Annotated in this window: 22 protein-coding genes, 1 tRNA gene and 1 pseudogene; 10 read left to right on the top strand and 14 right to left on the bottom strand. The window is 72.9% G+C overall.

Annotated features, from left to right (window positions below):
- Positions 1 to 24: 24 nt before the first annotated feature.
- From IE118_RS08810 to IE118_RS08785, 7 genes and pseudogenes are all read left to right on the top strand, one after another.
- Complete coding sequence (locus tag IE118_RS08810) at positions 25 to 897, top strand: DUF2797 domain-containing protein (RefSeq protein ID WP_189557160.1); 873 nt, start codon at positions 25 to 27, stop codon at positions 895 to 897.
- 45 nt (positions 898 to 942) lie between these two features.
- Positions 943 to 1848 (top strand): amidohydrolase family protein, encoded by a 906-nt coding sequence (locus tag IE118_RS08805; RefSeq protein ID WP_189557158.1) that lies wholly within the window; start codon positions 943 to 945, stop codon positions 1846 to 1848.
- Between the two features lie 81 nt (positions 1849 to 1929).
- A complete protein-coding gene (locus IE118_RS08800) occupies positions 1930 to 2670 on the top strand; it encodes a response regulator transcription factor (protein WP_229846725.1) in 741 nt (246 codons plus the stop codon).
- The gene (locus IE118_RS08795; RefSeq protein ID WP_189557156.1) at positions 2667 to 4214 is read left to right on the top strand and encodes a sensor histidine kinase; all 1548 of its coding nucleotides are present in this window, start codon (positions 2667 to 2669) and stop codon (positions 4212 to 4214) included. Before IE118_RS08800 ends, IE118_RS08795 begins: the two co-directional genes overlap by 4 nt.
- A 14-nt stretch (positions 4215 to 4228) precedes the next feature.
- Positions 4229 to 4660 (top strand): annotated as a pseudogene (locus tag IE118_RS34715) (glycosyltransferase); the annotation flags it as partial.
- A gap of 112 nt (positions 4661 to 4772) precedes the next feature.
- Positions 4773 to 5102 carry a GtrA domain-containing protein gene (locus IE118_RS34710; RefSeq protein ID WP_373303177.1) on the top strand — a complete coding sequence of 110 codons (330 nt, stop codon included), beginning with the start codon at positions 4773 to 4775 and terminating at the stop codon, positions 5100 to 5102.
- Positions 5099 to 7252, top strand: a complete 2154-nt coding sequence (locus IE118_RS08785; RefSeq protein WP_189557154.1) for a glycosyltransferase family 39 protein — start codon at positions 5099 to 5101, stop codon at positions 7250 to 7252. The genes IE118_RS34710 and IE118_RS08785 overlap by 4 nt, the downstream gene beginning before the upstream one ends.
- A 95-nt stretch (positions 7253 to 7347) precedes the next feature.
- On the opposite strand, the gene IE118_RS08780 is transcribed toward IE118_RS08785, so the two are convergent.
- Together IE118_RS08780 and IE118_RS08775 are read right to left on the bottom strand one after the other, a co-directional pair.
- Positions 7348 to 7818 (bottom strand): PPOX class F420-dependent oxidoreductase, encoded by a 471-nt coding sequence (locus IE118_RS08780; protein ID WP_189557153.1) that lies wholly within the window; start codon positions 7816 to 7818, stop codon positions 7348 to 7350.
- A 4-nt stretch (positions 7819 to 7822) separates the two neighbouring features.
- Positions 7823 to 8191, bottom strand: coding sequence for an STAS domain-containing protein (locus IE118_RS08775; RefSeq protein ID WP_229846724.1), 369 nt, complete (start codon positions 8189 to 8191; stop codon positions 7823 to 7825).
- A gap of 215 nt (positions 8192 to 8406) precedes the next feature.
- On the opposite strand from IE118_RS08775, the gene IE118_RS08770 reads away from it, so the two are divergent.
- The gene (locus IE118_RS08770; RefSeq protein ID WP_189557149.1) at positions 8407 to 9087 is read left to right on the top strand and encodes an ANTAR domain-containing protein; all 681 of its coding nucleotides are present in this window, start codon (positions 8407 to 8409) and stop codon (positions 9085 to 9087) included.
- Between the two features lie 7 nt (positions 9088 to 9094).
- Here IE118_RS08770 and IE118_RS08765 read toward each other — a convergent pair whose 3' ends face one another.
- The 3 genes from IE118_RS08765 to IE118_RS08755 all read right to left on the bottom strand — a co-directional run bounded on the left by IE118_RS08765 (position 9095) and on the right by IE118_RS08755 (position 13008).
- Positions 9095 to 9916 (bottom strand): YceI family protein, encoded by an 822-nt coding sequence (locus tag IE118_RS08765; protein ID WP_189557147.1) that lies wholly within the window; start codon positions 9914 to 9916, stop codon positions 9095 to 9097.
- A 109-nt stretch (positions 9917 to 10025) separates the two neighbouring features.
- Entirely contained in the window at positions 10026 to 12431 is a 2406-nt protein-coding gene (locus IE118_RS08760; RefSeq protein WP_491591186.1) for an MFS transporter, read from the bottom strand.
- Positions 12432 to 12516: 85 nt separating this feature from the next.
- On the bottom strand, positions 12517 to 13008 hold the full coding sequence (locus IE118_RS08755) for a MarR family winged helix-turn-helix transcriptional regulator (RefSeq protein ID WP_189557144.1): 492 nt from the start codon (positions 13006 to 13008) through the stop codon (positions 12517 to 12519).
- 229 nt (positions 13009 to 13237) lie between these two features.
- Here IE118_RS08755 and IE118_RS08750 point away from each other — a divergent pair, with 229 nt between their 5' ends.
- Positions 13238 to 13432, top strand: a complete 195-nt coding sequence (locus tag IE118_RS08750; protein ID WP_189557142.1) for a hypothetical protein — start codon at positions 13238 to 13240, stop codon at positions 13430 to 13432.
- A gap of 112 nt (positions 13433 to 13544) precedes the next feature.
- On the opposite strand, the gene IE118_RS08745 is transcribed toward IE118_RS08750, so the two are convergent.
- From IE118_RS08745 to IE118_RS08710, 8 genes are all read right to left on the bottom strand, one after another.
- Positions 13545 to 14474, bottom strand: coding sequence for an RNA polymerase sigma factor SigF (locus IE118_RS08745; RefSeq protein ID WP_189557140.1), 930 nt, complete (start codon positions 14472 to 14474; stop codon positions 13545 to 13547).
- A 246-nt stretch (positions 14475 to 14720) separates the two neighbouring features.
- Entirely contained in the window at positions 14721 to 15611 is an 891-nt protein-coding gene (locus tag IE118_RS08740; RefSeq protein ID WP_189557138.1) for an RNA polymerase sigma factor SigF, read from the bottom strand.
- 120 nt (positions 15612 to 15731) lie between these two features.
- Positions 15732 to 16025, bottom strand: coding sequence for a Dabb family protein (locus IE118_RS08735; protein ID WP_189557136.1), 294 nt, complete (start codon positions 16023 to 16025; stop codon positions 15732 to 15734).
- Entirely contained in the window at positions 16025 to 16201 is a 177-nt protein-coding gene (locus IE118_RS08730) for a hypothetical protein (protein WP_189557134.1), read from the bottom strand. The genes IE118_RS08735 and IE118_RS08730 overlap by 1 nt, the downstream gene beginning before the upstream one ends.
- A 100-nt stretch (positions 16202 to 16301) precedes the next feature.
- Positions 16302 to 16386, bottom strand: a tRNA-Ser gene (locus tag IE118_RS08725).
- Positions 16387 to 16431: 45 nt separating this feature from the next.
- Complete coding sequence (gene tadA, locus IE118_RS08720) at positions 16432 to 16863, bottom strand: tRNA adenosine(34) deaminase TadA (protein ID WP_189557602.1); 432 nt, start codon at positions 16861 to 16863, stop codon at positions 16432 to 16434.
- A 65-nt stretch (positions 16864 to 16928) separates the two neighbouring features.
- Entirely contained in the window at positions 16929 to 17468 is a 540-nt protein-coding gene (locus IE118_RS08715; protein ID WP_189557601.1) for a tRNA adenosine deaminase-associated protein, read from the bottom strand.
- Between the two features lie 321 nt (positions 17469 to 17789).
- The gene (locus tag IE118_RS08710; RefSeq protein ID WP_189557132.1) at positions 17790 to 18017 is read right to left on the bottom strand and encodes a hypothetical protein; all 228 of its coding nucleotides are present in this window, start codon (positions 18015 to 18017) and stop codon (positions 17790 to 17792) included.
- Positions 18018 to 18156: 139 nt separating this feature from the next.
- Between IE118_RS08710 and upp the strand changes: the two genes are divergently transcribed.
- The gene (gene upp / locus IE118_RS08705; RefSeq protein ID WP_189557130.1) at positions 18157 to 18792 is read left to right on the top strand and encodes a uracil phosphoribosyltransferase; all 636 of its coding nucleotides are present in this window, start codon (positions 18157 to 18159) and stop codon (positions 18790 to 18792) included.
- 27 nt (positions 18793 to 18819) lie between these two features.
- Here the strand turns inward: upp and IE118_RS08700 are convergent, their stop codons facing one another.
- Positions 18820 to 19428 carry a LytR C-terminal domain-containing protein gene (locus IE118_RS08700; RefSeq protein WP_189557600.1) on the bottom strand — a complete coding sequence of 203 codons (609 nt, stop codon included), beginning with the start codon at positions 19426 to 19428 and terminating at the stop codon, positions 18820 to 18822.
- Positions 19429 to 19475 lie beyond the last annotated feature (47 nt).

Here is a 19475-nt window from a genome sequence, read left to right as displayed (position 1 = left end):
GTGGGTCCCCCTACGCTCGGCGTGATGGCACAGGCATGGAGGTGTACGGGGCTGCGGTGGACGGCGGACGGGCCCGTGCTGATCTGGGACGGCGGCCGGCGCTCGGTGCTGACCCGGGGCAGGCGGGTGGCCTTCGGCGTCGCGGAGGGGGACGTGCGGACCTGCGTGGGGGCGCGGGGACACGCGTGTCCGCTCGGGGCGGCGGTGCCCGGGCGCAGTACGGGGGCGCGCTGCGAGGAGTGCGCCCGGCTGGACCGGGCGCACTCGGTGGCCGCCGACACCCTCGCGGACGATCCGCGGCCCTACCGCGTGTACCTGGCCTGGTTCGGGCCCGGGATGGCCAAGGCCGGGATCACCGCGGTGCAGCGGGGGCGGGCCCGGCTGCTGGAGCAGGGCGCGGTCTGTTTCACCTGGCTGGGCAGCGGGCCGCTGATGGCGGCGCGCCGCACCGAGGAGCTGCTGCGCTCCGCGCTCGGTGTGCCCGACCGGATCCCCTACGCCGCCAAGCGGGCGGCGAGGGCGGTGCTCCCGGCGACGGCCGGGGAGCGCGCGGAGGAGATCGCCGGGTTGCACGAGCGGGCCCGCGCCCTCAGCGGGTGGCCGGAGTCGCTCACCCCCGCCCCGTTCGAACCCGTCGACCACGTCGGCGTGTTCGGGCTGACGGAGGGGCCGGCCGCGGTGGGGGAGGTCCGCGAGCTGGTCGCCGGGGGCGCGGTGAGCGGTGAGCTGGTGGCCGCCGCCGGACCCGATCTGCACCTGCTGACGGGCGGCGGGGTGGTGGTCCTGGACACCAGGCTGCTCACCGGGTGGGACCTGCTCCCGGCCACCGGGAGGGAAGGTGCGGTGCCGGTCGGTCCGCTGAAGGAGAAGCCGGCCGCGCAGGACGGGCTGTTCTGACCCCGCCCCTGGACCGGCGGCGCGTCCGCGGGTGATCGTGTCGGCATGAGCGATCACCGCGTGACCCGAGCCGAAGCCGGCGACGTGCGGCGTTTCTGGGAGGGACTCGGGCTGCCGGGGCTCGTCGACGTGCACACGCACTTCATGCCGGAACGGGTGCTGCGCAAGGTGTGGGCCTATTTCGACGCGCTGGGACCGCTGACCGGCGGCGTCGAGTGGCCGATCACCTACCGCGCGGAGGAGGGCGAACGGGCCGCGATCCTGCGGGCGTTCGGCGTGCGGGCGTTCACCGCGATGCTCTACCCGCACAAGCCGGGCATGGCGCGCTGGCTCAACGCGTGGGCGGCCGGTTTCGCCCGGCGCACGCCCGACTGCCTGCACACCGCGACGCTGTTCCCCGAGCCGGACGTCGCGGACTACGTCGCGGAGGCGGTGGACGCGGGTGCGCGCGTCTTCAAGGCACACGTGCAGGTGGGCGCGTACGACCCGGCCGACGAGGCGCTCGACGCGGCCTGGGGCCTGCTCGCCGACGCGGGGGTGCCGGTGGTGATCCACTGCGGGTCGGGTCCCGCGCCGGGCAAGCACACCGGCCCCGGGCCGGTCGCCCGGGTGCTGGCCCGCCACCCCCGACTGCGACTGGTGGTGGCCCACCTCGGGATGCCCGAGTACGAGGACTTCCTGGACCTCGCCGAGCGGTACGGGGAGGTGCGGCTGGACACCACGATGGCGCTCACCGACTTCAGCGAGCGCATGGCGCCGTTCCCCCGGCGGGCGCTGCCCCGGCTGGACGCCCTCGGGGACCGGGTCCTGCTGGGTACGGACTTCCCCAACATCCCCTATCCGTACGTGCACCAGCTGCACGCGCTGGAGCGGCTGGGGCTCGGTGAGGCGTGGCTGCGGGGGGTGTGTCACGACAACGCGGCACGGCTCTTCGGGCTGCCGGGGCGGTGAGGGCGGGGGACCGGGGGTTTCTCAGGGAAAACACAGGCGGGGGAAAGAGTGTTCTCAGAGGTGCCCCCCATCGTGTGCGGTATGACCACGACCTCGCCCCAGGGGCGCACCGCACTGCTCAGGCCGGACGGGAGCCCCGTCCGCGTGCTCGTGGTGGACGACGAGCAGTCGATCACCGAGCTGCTGTCCATGGCCCTGCGCTACGAGGGCTGGCAGATCCGCAGCGCCGGGGACGGACAGGGCGCCCTGCGCGCCGCCCGTGACTTCCGGCCCGACGCCGTCGTCCTGGACATGATGCTGCCGGACATGGACGGGCTGGCCGTCCTCGGGCGGCTGCGCCGCGACCTGCCCGACGTGCCCGTGCTGTTCCTGACCGCCAAGGACGCCGTCGAGGACCGGATCGCCGGACTGACGGCCGGCGGGGACGACTACGTCACCAAGCCGTTCAGCCTGGAGGAGGTCGTCGCCCGGCTGCGCGGACTGATCCGCCGCTCCGGCGCCGCCGACCGCCGCCCCGGCTCCGTGCTGGTCGTCGGCGATCTCACCCTCGACGAGGACAGCCACGAGGTCACCCGGGCCGGTCAGGGCATCCACCTCACCGCCACCGAGTTCGAACTGCTGCGCTTCCTCATGCGCAACCCGCGGCGCGTGCTCAGCAAGGCCCAGATCCTCGACCGGGTCTGGTCCTACGACTTCGGCGGCCAGGCGAACGTCGTCGAGCTGTACATCTCCTACCTGCGCCGGAAGATCGACGCCGGCCGGGAGCCGATGATCCACACCCGGCGCGGCGCCGGCTACCTGATCAAGCCCGCGGTGTCGTGAACGGGCGGCGGCGACCGCGCCCACGGACCCTGCGGACGCGGCTCGTCGTCGCGTCCGTGGCGCTGATCGCGGTGGTGTGCGCGGTCATCGGCACGGTGACGACACTGGCGCTGCGGTCCCATCTGTACGCGCAACTGGACGGCCAGGTGCGCGAGGTGGCCATGCGGGCGGCGGGCGGCCCGGCCGGCGGCCGGCCGCTCCCCGAACCGCTGCGCCAGGACGACCCCCTCGGCTTCGTCACCAAGGGCCCTCAGGGCTTCGGCGTCATCGGCGCGACCGTCGAGGACGGCCGGGTGACCGGGGGCGTGGTGAGCAACGAGAAGGTCGTGAACGAGGTCACCGCGCCCGAGGCCGGTGACCTCACCGACGCCCAGCTGGCGGCCCTCGGCACCGTCCCGCGCGACCACGACGAGCACACCGCGGACATCCCCGGACTGGGGAGTTACCGGGTCGCCCACCAGGTCGGCACCAACGGCGCCTTCTACGTCGCCCTCCCCACGGCCGATGTGGACAGCACGATCAACACCCTGATCCTCGTGGAGATCAGCGTCACCGCCGCCGGTCTCGTCGCGGCCTCGCTGGCCGGTGCCGTCCTCATCGGCGTCGCCACCCGCCCCCTGCGCAGGGTCGCGGCCACCGCCACCCGCGTCTCCGAACTCCCCCTGCACCGCGGCGAGGTCACCCTCGAGGAGCGCGTCCCCCCGTCCGAGTGCGACCCGCACACCGAGGTCGGCCGGGTCGGGGCCGCGCTGAACCGGATGCTCGACCACGTCCACGGCGCCCTGCACGCCCGCCAGGAGAGCGAGACACGGGTACGGCAGTTCGTCGCGGACGCCGGCCACGAGCTGCGCACACCGCTCGCCTCGATCCGCGGGTACGCCGAGCTCACCCGCCGCGGCCGGGAGGAGGTCGGCCCCGACACCCGGCACGCGCTCGGCCGGATCGAGTCCGAGGCGGGCCGGATGTCCCTGCTGGTCGAGGACCTGCTGCTGCTGGCCCGGCTGGACGCGGGCCGCCCCCTGCAGTGCGGGCCGACCGACCTCGTACCGCTCGTCGTGGACACCGTCAGCGACGCCCGCGCCGCAGGTCAGGACCATGTCTGGCGACTGGAACTACCCGATGGCCCCGCCCCGGTGACCGGTGACGCGGCCCGGCTCCAGCAGGTCCTCGTCAACCTGCTCGGCAACGCCCGCACCCACACCCCGCCGGGCACCACCGTCACCGCGCGGGTGCGCCGCGACGGTCCCTGGCTCCGGGTGGACGTCGCGGACGACGGTCCCGGCATCCCGCCCGCCCTGCTCCCCCACGTCTTCGAACGGTTCGCGCGCGGCGACTCGGCGCGCACCCGGTCCACCGGGTCGACCGGCCTGGGCCTGGCCATCGTGCAGGCCGTCGCCGCCGCGCACGGCGGAGCGGTGACCGTCGACAGCGCCCCCGGGCGCACCGTGTTCAGCCTCCACCTGCCCGCCGTGGACGCCCGGCCGGCGCCGCCGTACTCACAGTCGGGGCACAGCCTCACCACACGGGTACGACAGGGCGCCTGACGAGAGTCGGTTCCATGCGAACCGATTCCTCTCCCGGCACCCTGCCGGCACGGGAGCACCTCCCGGCCGCCGGGGCCGGCACGCCGGTCCTGGACGTCGTGATCCCCGTCCACAACGAGGAGAAGGACCTCCGGCCGTGCGTCCGCAGACTGCACGAGCACCTCCGCCGCACCTTCCCCTACGCGTTCCGCATCACGATCGCCGACAACGCCTCCACCGACGGCACCCCGCAGGTGGCCGGCGAGCTGGCGGAGCGGATCGCGGAGGTCCGGGCCGTCCGCCTGGAGCAGAAGGGCCGCGGCCGGGCGCTGCGGACGGTCTGGGAGGACTCCGACGCCCCCGTCCTCGCCTACATGGACGTCGACCTCTCCACCGACCTCAACGCCCTGCTGCCGCTGGTCGCCCCGCTGATCTCCGGCCACTCCGACCTCGCCATCGGCTCCCGGCTGAGCCGCAGCGCGCGGGTGGTGCGCGGCGCCAAGCGGGAGTTCATCAGCCGCGCCTACAACCTGATCCTGCGCGGCTCCCTCCAGGCCCGCTTCTCCCCTCACGTTCGGGGTGCGCGGGCGTGCCGGGGCCGTCCGGCACCAGGCGCAGGGGCTGGTCGTCTTCGGCATCGGTCTCGCGCTGACCAGCGGCTCGCTCGCCGCGCTGAACACGGCCGGCGGCGACCCCGCCCACGCCACCGAACTCGCGGTGCTCGTCGCCGCGAACCTCGCGGCCACCGTGCTGCGGTTCCTGCTGTTCCGGGCGTGGGTCTTCCCCGACGGAGCCGAGGGCACGACCGCTGCCCACACCCCGGCCGTCCCCGCTCCCCACACCCCGGCCGTCCCCGCCCCCCGCACCCCTTCCGACCCCGCCGACCACGACCCGAGGGACTTCCGATGACCACGCAGTACGACCGGACGCGCCCCCCGGCCGATCCGTCCCTCCCGGACACCGCGCCCGTGCCGCCCGGCCCGGCGACGCCCGGCACCACGCGGGATCCGCGCTGGGCACGCCCCGCCCTGCTCGCCCTGCTGCTGGTGACCGGCGCGCTCTACCTGTACAACCTGAGCGCCTCCGGCTACGCCAACTCCTTCTACTCGGCGGCCGTGCAGGCCGGCAGCGAGTCGTGGAAGGCGTTCTTCTTCGGTTCCCTGGACGCGGCGAACGCCATCACCGTCGACAAGCCCCCGGCCTCCCTGTGGCCGATGGAGCTGTCGGTGCGGATCTTCGGCCTGAACTCCTGGGCGATCCTCGTGCCGGAGGTGCTGATGGGTGTCGGCACGGTCGCCGTCGTGTACGCGTCCGTCCGCCGCCGCTTCGGCGCGGTGGCCGGTCTGATCGCGGGCGCGGTCCTCGCGCTCACCCCGGTCGCGGCGCTGATGTTCCGGTTCAACAACCCGGACGCGATGCTGGCGCTGCTGATGTCCCTCGCCTGCTACCTCGTCCTGCGGGCCGTCGAGGACGGCCGTACCAAGTGGCTGGTGTGGGCCGGGGCCGTGATCGGCTTCGCCTTCCTCACCAAGACGCTGCAGGCGTTCCTGATCCTTCCTCCCCTCGCGCTCGTCCACGGTGTCTGCGCGCCGGTGCGGGTGCGGAAGCGGCTGGTGCAACTCGCCCTGGCGACGGCCGCGCTGGTCGTGTCCGGGGGCTGGTGGGTGGCGGTCGTGGAACTCTGGCCCGCGTCCTCGCGGCCGTACATCGGCGGCTCGCAGAACAACAGCTTCCTGGAACTGACCTTCGGCTACAACGGCCTCGGCCGGCTCAACGGCGACGAGACGGGCAGCGTCGGGGGCGGCGGCATGGGCGGTGGCGGCGGCCAGTGGGGGGAGACCGGCTGGGACCGGATGTTCGACTCCGAGGTCGGCGGCCAGATCTCCTGGCTGCTGCCGGCCGCGCTGATCCTGCTCGCCGGGGGCCTGGTCCTCACCCGCAAGGCCGCACGGACCGACCCCGCCCGGGCGTCGTTCCTGGTGTGGGGCGGCTCGCTGCTGATGACCACGGCCGTCTTCAGCTACATGGCCGGCATCTTCCACCAGTACTACACGGTGGCCCTCGCCCCCTACCTCGCGGCCGTGACCGGCATGGGCACGGTGGCCCTGTGGGAGAGGCGGCGGGAGCCGTGGGCGGCGCTCACCCTGGCCGCGGCCGGCACGGCGACGGCGGCCTGGGGGTACGTCCTGCTCGACCGCACGCCCGACTACCTGCCCTGGTTGAAGTGGCCGGTCCTGGTGGGCGGGCTGGTCGCCGCGCTCGGCCTGGTCCTCGCGGGCCGGGTGGGGCGCCGGGTGGCGCTCGGCGCGGCGGGCCTCGCCCTGGCGGCGGCGCTGGCCGGTCCGACGGCGTACACGCTGAGCACCGTCCAGCAGGGGCACTCCGGTTCGATCGTCACGGCCGGTCCGGCGGGGGCCGGCATGGGCGGCGGCGGACGGCCCGGAGGCGGCGGCGGTCCCGGCGGTTTCCCCGGCGGCGGGCAGAACCAGCGGGGCCAGGCACCGCCCGGAGGCGCCACGGACGGCGACGGCGGCAACGGCGGCTTCCCCGGCGGCGGACCGACGGGCCAGGACGGCCAGGACGGCCAGGACGGCGGAGGGAACGGACAACTCCCCGGCCGGACCCAGCGGAACACCCCCGGCGGCGGCGCCGAGGCCGGCGGGATGCCCGGCGCCGGCGGCACGGGCGGCCTCCTCGGCGGTACGAACGTCGGCGCGGAGGCGAAGGAACTGCTGGAGACGGACGCCGGCGACCACACCTGGGCCGCCGCCGCCGTCGGCGCCCAGAACGCCGCCGCCTACCAGCTCGCCACCGGAGCACCCGTCATGGCCATCGGCGGCTTCAACGGCACCGACCCCTCGCCGACACTCGCGCAGTTCCAGGAGTACGTGGCGGACGGGAGGATCCACTACTTCGTCGCCGGCGGCGGCATGGGCGGCGGCGGCCGCGACTCCGGCACCTCCGCGCAGATCACGGCCTGGGTGGAGGAGAACTTCACGGAGGTGACGGCCGGCACGGCGACCTTCTACGACCTCACCCGCGAGCGGACCGGCGGCTGACCTCCCGCCGGCCCGGGGACGAGCCTGCTGGTGGGGGCGGCGGCCGTGCTGCTCGGCGGAACCGTCCGGTCCCGGCCGGGAGCGGGGCCGCCCCCTCAGTCCCGCTCGGCGAGGCGCGCGGGGAAACCGCCGGTGGCCACCGGCCCCCAGCGCTCCGGGGTGATCCGGATGATCGACTTGCCCTGCCCGACCATCGCCGCCCGGTACTCGTCCCAGTCGGGGTGCTCACCGGCGATGTTCCGGTAGTACTCCACCAGCGGCTCCACGGACTCGGGCGCGTCCAGCACCTCGGCGGTGCCGTCGATCTGCACCCACGGCCCGTTCCACTCGTCGCTCAGGACGATCAGGCTCACCCGGTCGTCCCTCTTGGCGTTCCGCGTCTTGGCGCGCTCCGGGTACGTGGAGACCACGATGCGTCCCGAGTCGTCGACCCCGCAGGTCAGCGGCGAGCCCTGGGGGCCGCCGTCCGCCCGCCGGGTCAGCAGGACGGCCCGGTGGCGGGGCCGTACGAAGTCCAGCAGCTCGTCCAGGGAGACACGGGTGTTCGTCGCGATGTTCGGTGCCATGGCGTCAGGCTAGGCCCTGGGCCGCCATCGCCTCGGGGAGGTTGTCGAAGACCGGGATGTCGCGGCGCACGCCGGTCAGTTCCAGTACGCGGCTCGCCAGGCCGTCCGGGCGGGCCACCACGTGGACCACGGTCTCCGGGCGCAGCAGCCGGTTCACGTCGTTGATGAGACGGACGCCCTGGGAGTCCATGAACTCCGTGGCGGTGAGGTCGAGGACCAGGAGCGGCGCCGGCCGGCCGGGGCGGGGCAGGGCGCGGGCCATGATCCGCGGCAGCAGCCCGTCCGCGTTGGAGAAGTCGATCTCGGGTGGGAACGGGAACCGTGCGGGTGCGGTGGGTGCGTGTTCCCCGGAGGGATCGGGAGGGAAGGTCACGACAGTCACCTGGCAGACGTGCGTCCGGGATTCCGGCAAGGCCTCTTCCTGACCCGCACCCATTGCACCACGTAGGAGCGCGTCGCAGGAAGCGGCTAAAATTCTGTCCGTCCTGTGCTCGCAGTCGGGAATGTGCTGCGGAGCTCTCCTGCGCACGGCCGGTTCGGTCGTGCTCGCCGAAGAGGTTCGTGGTGGCTGCGTCCCGGTTTTCTGATTTGCCCCGTTTCCCTGCCGGTCACGACCTGGCGGAAGCGCTGACGGACGCAGCCCGCCGACTGCACGAGACCTCCACCACCGACAGCACCCTGGACACGGCGGTCCGGCTCACCGTGGACCTGGTGCCGGGTGCCGAGCACGCGGGCATCTCCGTCATCGAGCGCGACAACCGCAGACAGACCCTCGCCTGGACCGACGAGGTGGTGCGCACCGCCGAGGACGGCCTGCCCGCGCCGGGGAAGCAGCCGTACTGGCAGCGGCTGTGGACCGCCCCGGTGGCCGGGGTCGAGGACAGCGAGGGTGACGAGGGCGCGGACGACCTGTCCGGCCTCGGCCTGCGTTCCGTGCTCTCGCTGCGGCTGCGCGCCGACCGGCGCCGGCTGACCGTGCTCACCGCATACGCCCGCAAACCGCGCGCCTTCGACGAGTCCGCGCTGCGGGTCGGCCGGCTGTTCACCGCGCACGTGGGCATCGCCCTGGACTCCGCCACCGTGCGCGAGCAGCTCACCGAGGCCATGCGGACCCGGGACCTGATCGGCCAGGCCACCGGCATCCTCATGGAGCGCATGGACATCGACGCGGCCGGCGCCTTCGACAGCCTGGTTCGGGCCTCGCAGCGGGAGAACGTGAAGCTGCGGGACCTCGCCCGCCGCATCGTCGACGCCCAGGAAGCGCCCTGACGGGTTCTCAGAGGGCCGGGAGCGACTCGCCCCGCACCGCCTGGACGTCCAGTTCCACCCGCAGCGTCGTGCCGATGGCCGCGACACCGGCCTGGACGACCTGGTTGTAGTGCATCGCGAAGTCCTCGCGCCGCAGTTCGGCCGTGGCACGGAAGGCCGCCCGGGTGCCGCCCCAGGGGTCCGCGCCGGTGCCGAGGTGGGTCAGGTCCAGGTCGACGGGGCGGACGACCCCGCGCAGGGACAGCTCGCCGTGGACCGTCCAGCGGTCGGGACCCGTCCCGGTCAGGCCGGTGGACCGGTAGGTGATCTCGGGGTGGCGCTCGGCGTCCAGGAAGTCCGCGGACCGCAGGTGCGTGTCGCGGGTGCCGTTGCCGGTGTCGATGGACGCGGCCCGGATCACCGCCTCCACCCGGGACTTCGCGATGTCGTCCGGCGCGACCTCCACCACGGCGGTGAAGTCGGTGAACCGGCCCCGCACGCTGGAGATGCCCAGGTGCTGGGCGACGGCGGCCACGCTCGAGTGCGCCGGGTCCACGGTCCACGGCCCCGGCGGCGGCAGCTCGGCACCGCCCTGACGGGCCAGGGTGACCGCCCCCACCTCGGCGCGTCCACGGGCGGTGACGAGGGCGCTGGCGGCGGCGGGCGCGTACCCGACCGCGGTGACGATCACGGTGTACGCCCCCGGCGCGAGCGCGGTGGAGTCCCGTACGGCGCCCTCGGTGTCCGCCGCGGCGCGCAGCACCTGCGTTCCGGTGGCGTCGGTGAGGGTGACGACCGCGTGCGGCACGGCCCACCCGTCCCGGGTGCGGATTCTCGCGGTCAGTGGCATTGCGTTCGCTCCCTCGAGTCCCTCGCGGACCCGTCGTCGTGGGACCGGCCCGCGGCGGGGCGCGTCTCCGCTACAGGACGCGCGGCCCGCCACGGGCCGGGGTTCTCGGTCACTCGTCCGGGTGGGCGAGCTCGATGTCGTGGCCGTCGGTTCCGCCGCCGCTGACGGTCAGCGTGGTGGCGACCGGCGGATAGCCGGCGGCGATGACGGTGTACTCGCCACCGTCCAGGTCGGCGAAGGCGTACGCGCCGTCCGCACCCGTCGTCGCCGTGCCGGTCACGTTGCCCGCCGCGTCGACCAGGGTGACCCGGGCGTCGGCCAGCGGCCCGTGCGGGGTGCGGACCACGCCCAGCAGCCGGGCGCCCGTCTCCAGGCCGACCTCGACGCGGGTCGTCCCGGCGCCGCCGACCTCCACGGGCAGCGCGCGCGGCCGGTACCCGTCGGCGTTCACCGCGAGGGTCACCGTGCCGGGCACCAGCTCGGCGAAGGAGAACTCGCCCTGCTCACCGGTGCTCCCGGTGGCCAGCAGGTCGCCGCGCACGTCGGTGACGATCACCATGGCGTCCGGCACCGGCTCCCCGGTGGCGTCGGCGTGCACCGAGCCGGCCAGCCCGCCGGTACCGCTGAGCAGGATGTCGTGGGCGACGCTCGCGCCGTCCACCACGACCGTGGACGCCTGCGGCTGGTGGCCGTCGGCCGCGGCGATCAGGACGTACGACCCGGCTCCGGGCGCGTCCACCGTGTAGCCGCCGTCGGCCCGGGCCACCGAGCGGCCCAGCTGGCGCCCGCCGAGCGAGATCAGCGTGACGGCCGCCTGCGGCACGGGGCCGCCGTCGGCGCCGCGCACCACGCCGCGCACCGGGACGCCTCCCGCGGCGTGCTCCTCCGCGGGGGCGGCCGGAGCCGGGGCGGCGGCCGCCGCAGGGGTGGCGGTGTCCTCCTCGGCGCGGGCTGGGACGCTCCCGGCGGCCGGGGTCACCGCTCCGGCCTGCTCCTCCGCCGCCTGGGCCAGCGCGCCGGTGGTCCGCAGCGGGACCTCCTTGATGAACAGGGTCACCAGGAAGGCGAGCAGGGCGACCGGGGTGACGTACAGGAAGATGTCGGCGATGCCGTGCCCGTAGGCGCTCTCCAGCCAGGTGCGGATGGGCGGGGGCAGCAGGTCCATGTCGGGGATCGCGCCGCTGCCGGAGGCCTTGGCGGCCGCCGCCTGCTCCTGCGGTGCGAGCTGTCCGACGGTGTCCTGGGCGTAGTGGCTGATCCGGGTCGACATGACCGAGCCGAGGACGGAGACGCCGACCGCGCCGCCGAGGGACCGGAAGAAGGTCACGACGGAGGAGGCGGAGCCCAGGTCGCTCGGGGCCACCTGGTTCTGTGTGCACAGCACCAGGTTCTGCATCATCATGCCGACGCCGAGACCCAGCAGCGCCATGAAGAGGGCGATGTGCCAGTACGGGGTGTCGTAACGCATGGTGCCGAGCAGGCCCAGGCCCGCCGTGAGCAGCACGCCGCCGGCCAGCAGCCAGGCCTTCCACCGGCCGGTCCGGGTGATGACGATGCCGGAGACCGTGGACGACACGAAGATGCCGCCGATCATCGGGATGGTCATGACGCCCGACATGGTCGGGGACTTGTCCCGGGCCAGCTGGAAGTACTGGCTGAAGTAGACGGTGCCGGCGAACATCGCGATGCCGACGAACAGCGAGGCCAGCGAGGCCAGGGTGATGGTGCGGTTGCGGAACAGGCGCAGCGGGATGATCGGCTCGGCGGCCCTGCTCTCGACGAACAGGAAGACCAGCGTCAGCAGGACCGAGCCGCCGACCATGACGCCCGTCTGCCAGGACAGCCAGTCGTACTTGTCGTCGGCGAAGGTGACCCAGACGAGCAGCAGGCTGACGGCGGCGGTGACGAAGAAGGCGCCGGCCCAGTCGACCTCGACCCGGCGCTTGGCCAGGGGAAGGTGCAGCGTCTTCTGCAGGACGACGAGCGCGATCAGCGCGAAGGGCACACCGACGTAGAGGCACCAGCGCCAGCCGAGCCAGCTGGTGTCGGTGATGACACCGCCGAGCAGCGGGCCGCCGACGGTGGCGACGGCGAAGGTGGCGCCGAGGTATCCGGAGTAGCGGCCGCGTTCCCGCGGGGAGATCATCGCGGCCATGATGATCTGGGCGAGGGCAGCCAGACCGCCGGCGCCCAGGCCCTGGATGGCACGCGCGCTGATGAGCATCGCCGGGTTCTGCGCCAGTCCGGCCACGACGGAGCCGAGGACGAAGACGCAGAGGGCTATCTGGACCAGGACCTTCTTGCTGAACAGGTCGGCGAGCTTGCCCCACAGCGGGGTGGAGGCGGTCATCGTCAGCAGCGAGGCCGTGACGACCCAGGTGTAGGCGCTCTGGCCGCCGCCGAGGTCACCGACTATCTCGGGCAGCGCGTTGGTGACGATGGTCGACGACAGGATGGCGGCGAACATGCCGAGCAGCAGCCCGGACAGTGCCTCCATGATCTGCCGGTGGGTCATCGGAGCGTCTGCGGAGGAGCCTCCCCCGTGCTTGGCATGAGCCCGCACACCGGATGGTGTGGTCGTTGCCATGGGCGTCCTTCTCTTAAGTGCTTGCGGGTGTACGGGTGGTCTGTTCGCGTGCGGGAGGCGCCGGCCGGGGCACGGTGCGGCACTCGCCGAAGCTGTCCCTGAGCCGGGCCATCAGCTGGGTGAGGCGTCCGACCTCCTCGTCGGACCAGTCGTCCAGGCGCTCGGCGAGCAGCCGGGTGGTCCGCCGGAACAGCTCGTCGAGCTGCGTCCGCCCGGCGGGGGTGAGGCGCAGGATGCGGGACCGTTTGTCGGCGGGGTCAGGGGAGCGCTCGATCCAGCCGCGCTCGGCCAGGTGGGCGACGTGGCGGCTGGTGACCGACATGTCCACGGAGAGCAGCTCGGCGAGCCTGCTCATGCGCATGGGGCCGTGCCGGCCGAGGAGCGTCAGCACGGACGCGGAGCCGCCGGGGCAGCCGGCCGGCATGATCCGGTTCATCTCCCGCTTGACGACGCCGAAGGCGCTGAACTGCCGGACCAGTTCCTCGTACCGCGCCGTCCCGGCCATGGCACCTCCCGTTTCGTTGCTCGAAGCAACCGTAGGGTTCGATGGTTGCTACAGGCAAGCAAAAAAGGCGCGGACGGCTCAAAAACTTGGCAAAGGCAAGTAATCGCGACAGTAAACGCGCAGGTCGCGGGGGTCGCGGGGCTTCCGTACCGAGCTGCCGCCGGGCTCCGTGCGGCCTGTCCCCGCCCCGCTTGGGCCGCCCGCCGGGCATTCGCTAGGGTCTCGTGACATGGCTAACACCCAGGGCCCGCAGGGCAATCACGACCCCGCCGGCAGCACCCAGATGTTCCGCGCGTTCGTCGACGAGGCCCCCCAGGGCCGGCAGGCCGCGTCCACCGGCGGCGGACCCCGCGTCGGCCTGATCATCGGCGTCGTCCTCGCCGTGGCGGTCGTCGCCGCGGTGGCCTGGCTGGCGCTGAAGTAGCGCGAGCGGCCGGAGAAACGCGGCGGGCCGCCGTGGCGCCCTCGACAGGCGCCCCGGCGGCCACGCGTCCGTTTCCACCCGCGGAGCCGCTCGCTCCGCGGTGTGCGGTGCCTCAGTCCGAGATCAGGCCCTCGCGCAGCTGGGCTAGGGTCCGCGTGAGCAGCCGCGAGACGTGCATCTGGGAGATGCCGACCTCCTCGCCGATCTGCGACTGCGTCATGTTGGCGAAGAAGCGCAGCATGATGATCCGCCGCTCCCGGGGCGGCAGCTTGGCCAGCAGCGGCTTGAGCGACTCCCGGTACTCCACGCCCTCCAGCGCCGTGTCCTCGTAGCCGAGGCGGTCCGCGAGCGACCCCTCGCCGCCGTCGTCCTCGGGGGCCGGGGAGTCGAGCGAGGACGCCGTGTAGGCGTTGCCGACGGCGAGCCCGTCGACCACGTCCTCCTCCGACACGCCCAGCACGGCGGCGAGTTCGGCGACCGTCGGGGAGCGGTCCAGCTTCTGTGAGAGCTCGTCGCCGGCCTTGGTCAGCGCCAGGCGCAGTTCCTGGAGCCGGCGCGGCACCCGCACCGACCACGACGTGTCCCGGAAGAACCGCTTGATCTCGCCGACCACCGTCGGCATCGCGAACGTCGGGAACTCCACGCCCCGTTCGCAGTCGAAACGGTCGATCGCCTTGATCAGCCCGATGGTGCCGACCTGGACGATGTCCTCCATCGGCTCGTTGCGCGAGCGGAACCGAGCCGCCGCGTAGCGCACCAGGGGGAGGTTGAGCTCGATCAGCGTGTCCCGGACGTAGGCACGCTCCGGGCTGTCCTCCTCGAGTACGGCGAGCCGCAGGAACAGGGAGCGGGACAGGGTGCGGGTGTCGAGGGCCGCCGTGTCCGGCAGTTCAGCCGTCTCCGGGAGCTGCGCCTGGTCCGGGAGCTCCGGAGCCGGTGTGGCCGGGCCTTGGTCGATGGGGCCGAGTGCGTCGAGAGCATGGGGAGCTGTTTCGCTCTCCGCGAGCGTGAGCACCTTCGAGCTGCCCTGTTCTGCGGACATGCCACCCCCTTTGGGTCGCGGGACGGTCGCGGCGGACGTTCCCGATCTGAGGAACGCAGCCTTCACCTGAATACCGGCGCCGGAGCTCCGGCAAACGCGCTTCCGGCAGAATGTCACATGTCGGCAACGCGCTGTAGTGACATGTCGACATCCAAGTGACGAAACAGCCCTGCAAACAAGGGGTCTGACGGACTTTCGGCTGAGAAAGGCGCGTAGCGGCGCTTCTGTGAGATTCGCTCGTTCCGGTTACGCGTCGATCCTGTTTGCGGACCGCAGCCGCTGGAAGCTGCGCGCCAGCAGGCGCGACACGTGCATCTGCGAGACGCCGAGCTCCGCACTGATCTGGGACTGGGTGAGATTGCTGTAGTAACGCAGCAGCAGGATGCGCTGCTCCCGTTCGGGCAACTGGACGAGGAGGTGCCGGACCAGGTCGCGGTGCTCGACGCCGTCGAGGGCGGGGTCCTCGTAGCCGAGCCGGTCCAGCAGCCCGGGCATCCCGTCGCCCTCCTGTGCGGCCTCCAGGGAGGTGGCGTGGTACGAGCGTCCGGCCTCGATGCAGGACAGCACCTCGTCCTCGGAGATGCGCAGCCGTTCGGCGATCTCGGCGGTCGTGGGGAGCCGCCCGAAGGCGGTCGTGAGGTCCTCCGTCGCGCTGTTGACCTGGACCCACAGCTCGTGCAGCCGGCGCGGTACGTGGACGGTGCGGACGTTGTCGCGGAAGTAGCGCTTGATCTCGCCGACCACCGTGGGCATCGCGAACGTCGGGAACTGCACCCCCCGCTCCGGGTCGAAGCGGTCGATGGCGTTGATGAGCCCGATGGTGCCGACCTGGACGACGTCCTCCATCGGCTCGTTGCGGGAGCGGAAGCGGGCGGCCGCGTAGCGCACGAGCGGGAGATTCGCCTCGATCAGCGCCGCGCGCACGCGGGCGTGCTCCGGCGTGCCCGGCTCCATCTCCTTGAGCTGTCCGAAGAGCAGTTGGGTCAGGGCCCGGGTGTCGGCGCCCCGCCGCTTGGCGGGGGTCTGGACCGCGTCGGGGGACACGTCGTCCTGGGGCGGCGCAGTACTGGCCGGCACGGTCAACGCCACCTCGTCATCGTTCTCATGTCCGTCAACACATCCGTCAAAAGCGGTCATAGCATCACAAGACTGACTCACTGTGTGCAAGCACCGCATATTCCGTGTTGAGCGGTGAGCGTGGGGCGGGCACGAGAAAACCCCCCGCCGGCACGGCGGGGGGCGCGGACGGACGGAGGGTCAGAACTCGTAGTCGGCGATCACCCAGGTGGCGAACTCGCGCCACATGTCCACGCCCGCCCGGTGCTCCGGGTGCTCCACGTACCGGCGCAGCGCCTCGGCGTCGTCGAACGCGGAGTTGATGGCGAAGTCGTAGGCGATGGGGCGGTCGCTGATGTTCCAGGCGCACTCCCAGAAGCGGATCTCCGGGATCCTGCCGTCGAGCGAGCGGAAGGCCTCCTCGCCCCGGACGACCCTCGGGTCGTCGCGCCCGACGCCCTCGTTCAGCCGGAAGAGCACCAGGTGGCGGATCATCACTTACCTCCGTTGGCGAGCCAGGTCATGAAGTCCCCGATGGCCTTGGCGGCCTCGGAGATGCCCTCGAACCCCACCTGGACGTACTCGGCGGCTTTCTCGGGGTCCGTGATGATCAGGTACAGCACGAAGACCACGAGCAGGTAGACGACGGCCTTCTTCGCGTTCACCGCCATCGCGGCCCTCCCCTGTCACTGCTGTGCACCGGTGTCACATGCGTCGAGCGGGCCCATGATCGCACGAAGGGCCCCGTCTGACGACGAGGCCCTTCACCAGCGGTAGCGGAGGGATTTGAACCCTCGGTGACTTGCGCCACACTCGCTTTCGAGGCGAGCTCCTTCGGCCGCTCGGACACGCTACCGAGGGAGACCTTACAGCACAGTGCGGTGTGGTTTGAAATCAATCATCAGCGGTTCCGGAAGAACTCCGTGAGCTGCCGGGAGCACTCCTCGGCGAGCACTCCGCCGATCACCTCGGGCCGGTGGTTGAGCCGCCGGTCGCGGACGAGGTCCCACAGGGAGCCGACCGCGCCCGCCTTCTCGTCCCGGGCGCCGTAGACGACGCGGTCGACGCGGGACTGCTGGAGGGCGCCCGCGCACATCGTGCACGGTTCCAGCGTCACCACCAGGGTGCAGCCGGTCAGCCGCCACTCCCCGAGCGCGGCGGCGGCCCGCCGGACGGCGAGGACCTCCGCGTGCGCCGTGGGGTCGCCGGCCGCCTCGCGTTCGTTGTGGGCGGCGGCCAGCACGGTGGTGCCGTCCGGTGCCAGCACGACGGCGCCGACGGGGACGTCCCCGCCCCGGACGGCCCGTGCGGCCTCGTCCAGGGCGAGTCGCATCGCCGCCCGCCAGCGGTCGCGTACCGGGTCCGGCGGTCCGGACGCGGTGGTGGTGGTCGGCACGGTCAGCGGACGGTCTCCAGTACTTCCGAGGCGCCGAGGGCGTCGGCGATCTCGTTGACGGCGTCCCCGGCCAGGGAACGCAGCTCCTTCTCGGTGACGCCGAGGTCCTCCAGGACCTGCGCGTCGCCGACCGGCCCGTGCGGTACGGCGTCGGCGGAACCGGCGGCCGCGGGGCCGTCGTCGGCGTCCTCGTCGTCCGGTTCACCGTCCTCCGTGCCGTCGAGGTCGAGGGCGTCCAGGTCGGCGGCGTCGGCTCCGGGGGCGCGGCCGAGCAGTTCGTCGGTGAGCAGGATCTCGCCGTAGCTGCTGCGGGAGGCCGCGGCGGCGTCGGAGACGTAGACCCGGGGATCCTCCTCGCCGTCCACGCGGACGACGCCGAACCACCCCTCCTCCTGCTCGATCAGCACGAGCACCGTGTCGTCGTCCGGAGAGGCCTCCCGGGCCAGGTCGGCCAGATCGGACAGGGTCTCCACATCGTCGAGCTCCGTGTCGCTCGCTTCCCACCCGTCTTCGGTGCGCGCGAGCAGTGCGGCGAAGTACACCGTGACTCTCCCACTGGTCATAGGCGTGCCGGTTGGGAATCCCCCCGGCGGAGGCAGCGGGCGGGGGTCCGTGTCGCCGGCCCCGCCCACTCGGAATCGTGGCAGAAACACGGCCGTAGGGGGACGTCTTCGGCTCCCTGTGTCCGGCAGTTTTGATCGCACCGCGCCGAGTGCGCCCCCGGAGGGACCCACCAGCGCACTCGCTGCCGCTGTCGCTGCCACGTGCGGATCGTACGCGGCCGGGACCGCCGTGGAGGTGCGCCGCTCGGAACGGGAAGTTCCACCGCGGGAACAGTGGTTGAGGGCTGAACCGGATCGGTGCTACCAGCGGAAGGTGCGCATGCGCATCGCGTGGCGCAGCCGGGCGGCCTTGGCGCGGCGCGGCTGGACCCGGTCGCGCAGCGCGCGGGCCTCGGCGAGTTCGCGCAGGAACCGGGCGCGGCGCCGTCGTCGTTCGGTCTCCGTCTCGCCCTCCGTGCCGCCCCTGTTGCGGAAGAGGGCGGCCGTTTCGCGCAGCGACGGATCGTCTCGGTGGTCCTGGTCAGGCATCGGTTGCATCACTCCCGTCCGTCCCTCCCACCTTCCCCCCGACGGCCGGTTTGACGCCAGCGAACGAGTGAGGGGCGGCCCGGAGCGCTTGCCGGGCCGCGGGGACACCGGGCCCCGGGGCCCGGTTACTGTTGACGGCATGCGTCTCCACGTCGTCGACCACCCCCTGGTCGCCCACAAGCTCACCACTCTGCGCGACCGTCGCACCGACTCCGCGACCTTCCGCCGTCTCGCCGACGAACTGGTCACCCTGCTCGCCTACGAGGCCACGCGCGACGTGCGCACCGAGCAGGTCGACATCCGGACGCCGGTGGAGCCGACCACGGGCGTCAAGCTCTCCCACCCGCGCCCGCTGGTGGTGCCGATCCTGCGCGCCGGGCTCGGCATGCTGGACGGCATGGTCCGGCTGCTGCCGACCGCCGAGGTGGGCTTCCTCGGCATGATCCGCAACGAGGAGACGCTGCAGGCCTCGACGTACGCCACCCGGATGCCGGAGGACCTCTCCGGGCGTCAGGTGTACGTGCTGGACCCGATGCTCGCCACCGGCGGCACGCTGGTCGCGGCGATCCAGGAGCTGATCAAGCGCGGTGCGGACGACGTCACCGCCGTGGTGCTGCTGGCCGCGCCGGAGGGCGTGGAGGTCATGGAGCGGGAGCTGGCCGGCACGCCGGTGACCGTGGTGACGGCGTCGGTCGACGAGCGGCTCAACGAGCAGGGGTACATCGTGCCGGGCCTCGGCGACGCGGGGGACCGGATGTACGGGGCGGCCGAGTAGCCGGCGGTCCTCTCCGCCCCCGCGTGCTCAGCAGTTCTTCTTCGAGGCGGGCGTCGGCTCCGGTGCGGCCAGTGCGGTCAGCGCCCGGTCGGCGTCCGCCTTCTTCGTCAGCTCACTGAACGCGTCGCCGATGACGAGGTCGATCTCGGCGCCCTTGCGCGCGGGGTCGGTGCGGCGTTCGGCACCGGCGAGCTGGGTGCCGAGCACCGGCAGCGAGGTGTCGAGGGCGGTGGCGGGCCCGATCAGCACCCCGGTGCCCTTCACCTTCTTGTCGTACTCCTTGGTCGCGTTGGCGACCTCGCCGATCCTGAAGCCGCGCTTCTTCAGCTCGTCGGCGGTCTTCTGGGCCAGGCCGCCCTTGGTGGTGGCGTTGAGGACGTTGACCGTGATGGTTCCGGGCACGGGGAACGCCCTGGGCGCGGTCGCGGGGGTCGCCTTGGTGGCGCAGGCCGCCTTCGTGCCGACCGCGGAGGCGGAGTCGCCGCCGGTGAACACGTCGATGAGCTGCAGGGTGCCCCAGCCGCCGACACCCAGGACGGCCGCGGAGGCGACGGACAGCGCGACGAGCTTCCCGCGCCGCCGGGGCCGGCGCATCCGCGGGTATCGGTCGCCCGTGATCCGGTACTGGCCGCCCATGCCGGGTGGGGTGAGCATGCTCATGAGCGCAGACTAGTGCGCCCGGG

The sequence above is a fragment of the Streptomyces pilosus genome, from assembly GCF_014649835.1.
Classification (GTDB): domain Bacteria; phylum Actinomycetota; class Actinomycetes; order Streptomycetales; family Streptomycetaceae; genus Streptomyces; species Streptomyces pilosus.
The sequence above is the reverse complement of the archived record's forward strand: the minus strand, read 5'-3'. Positions and strand labels throughout refer to the sequence as shown.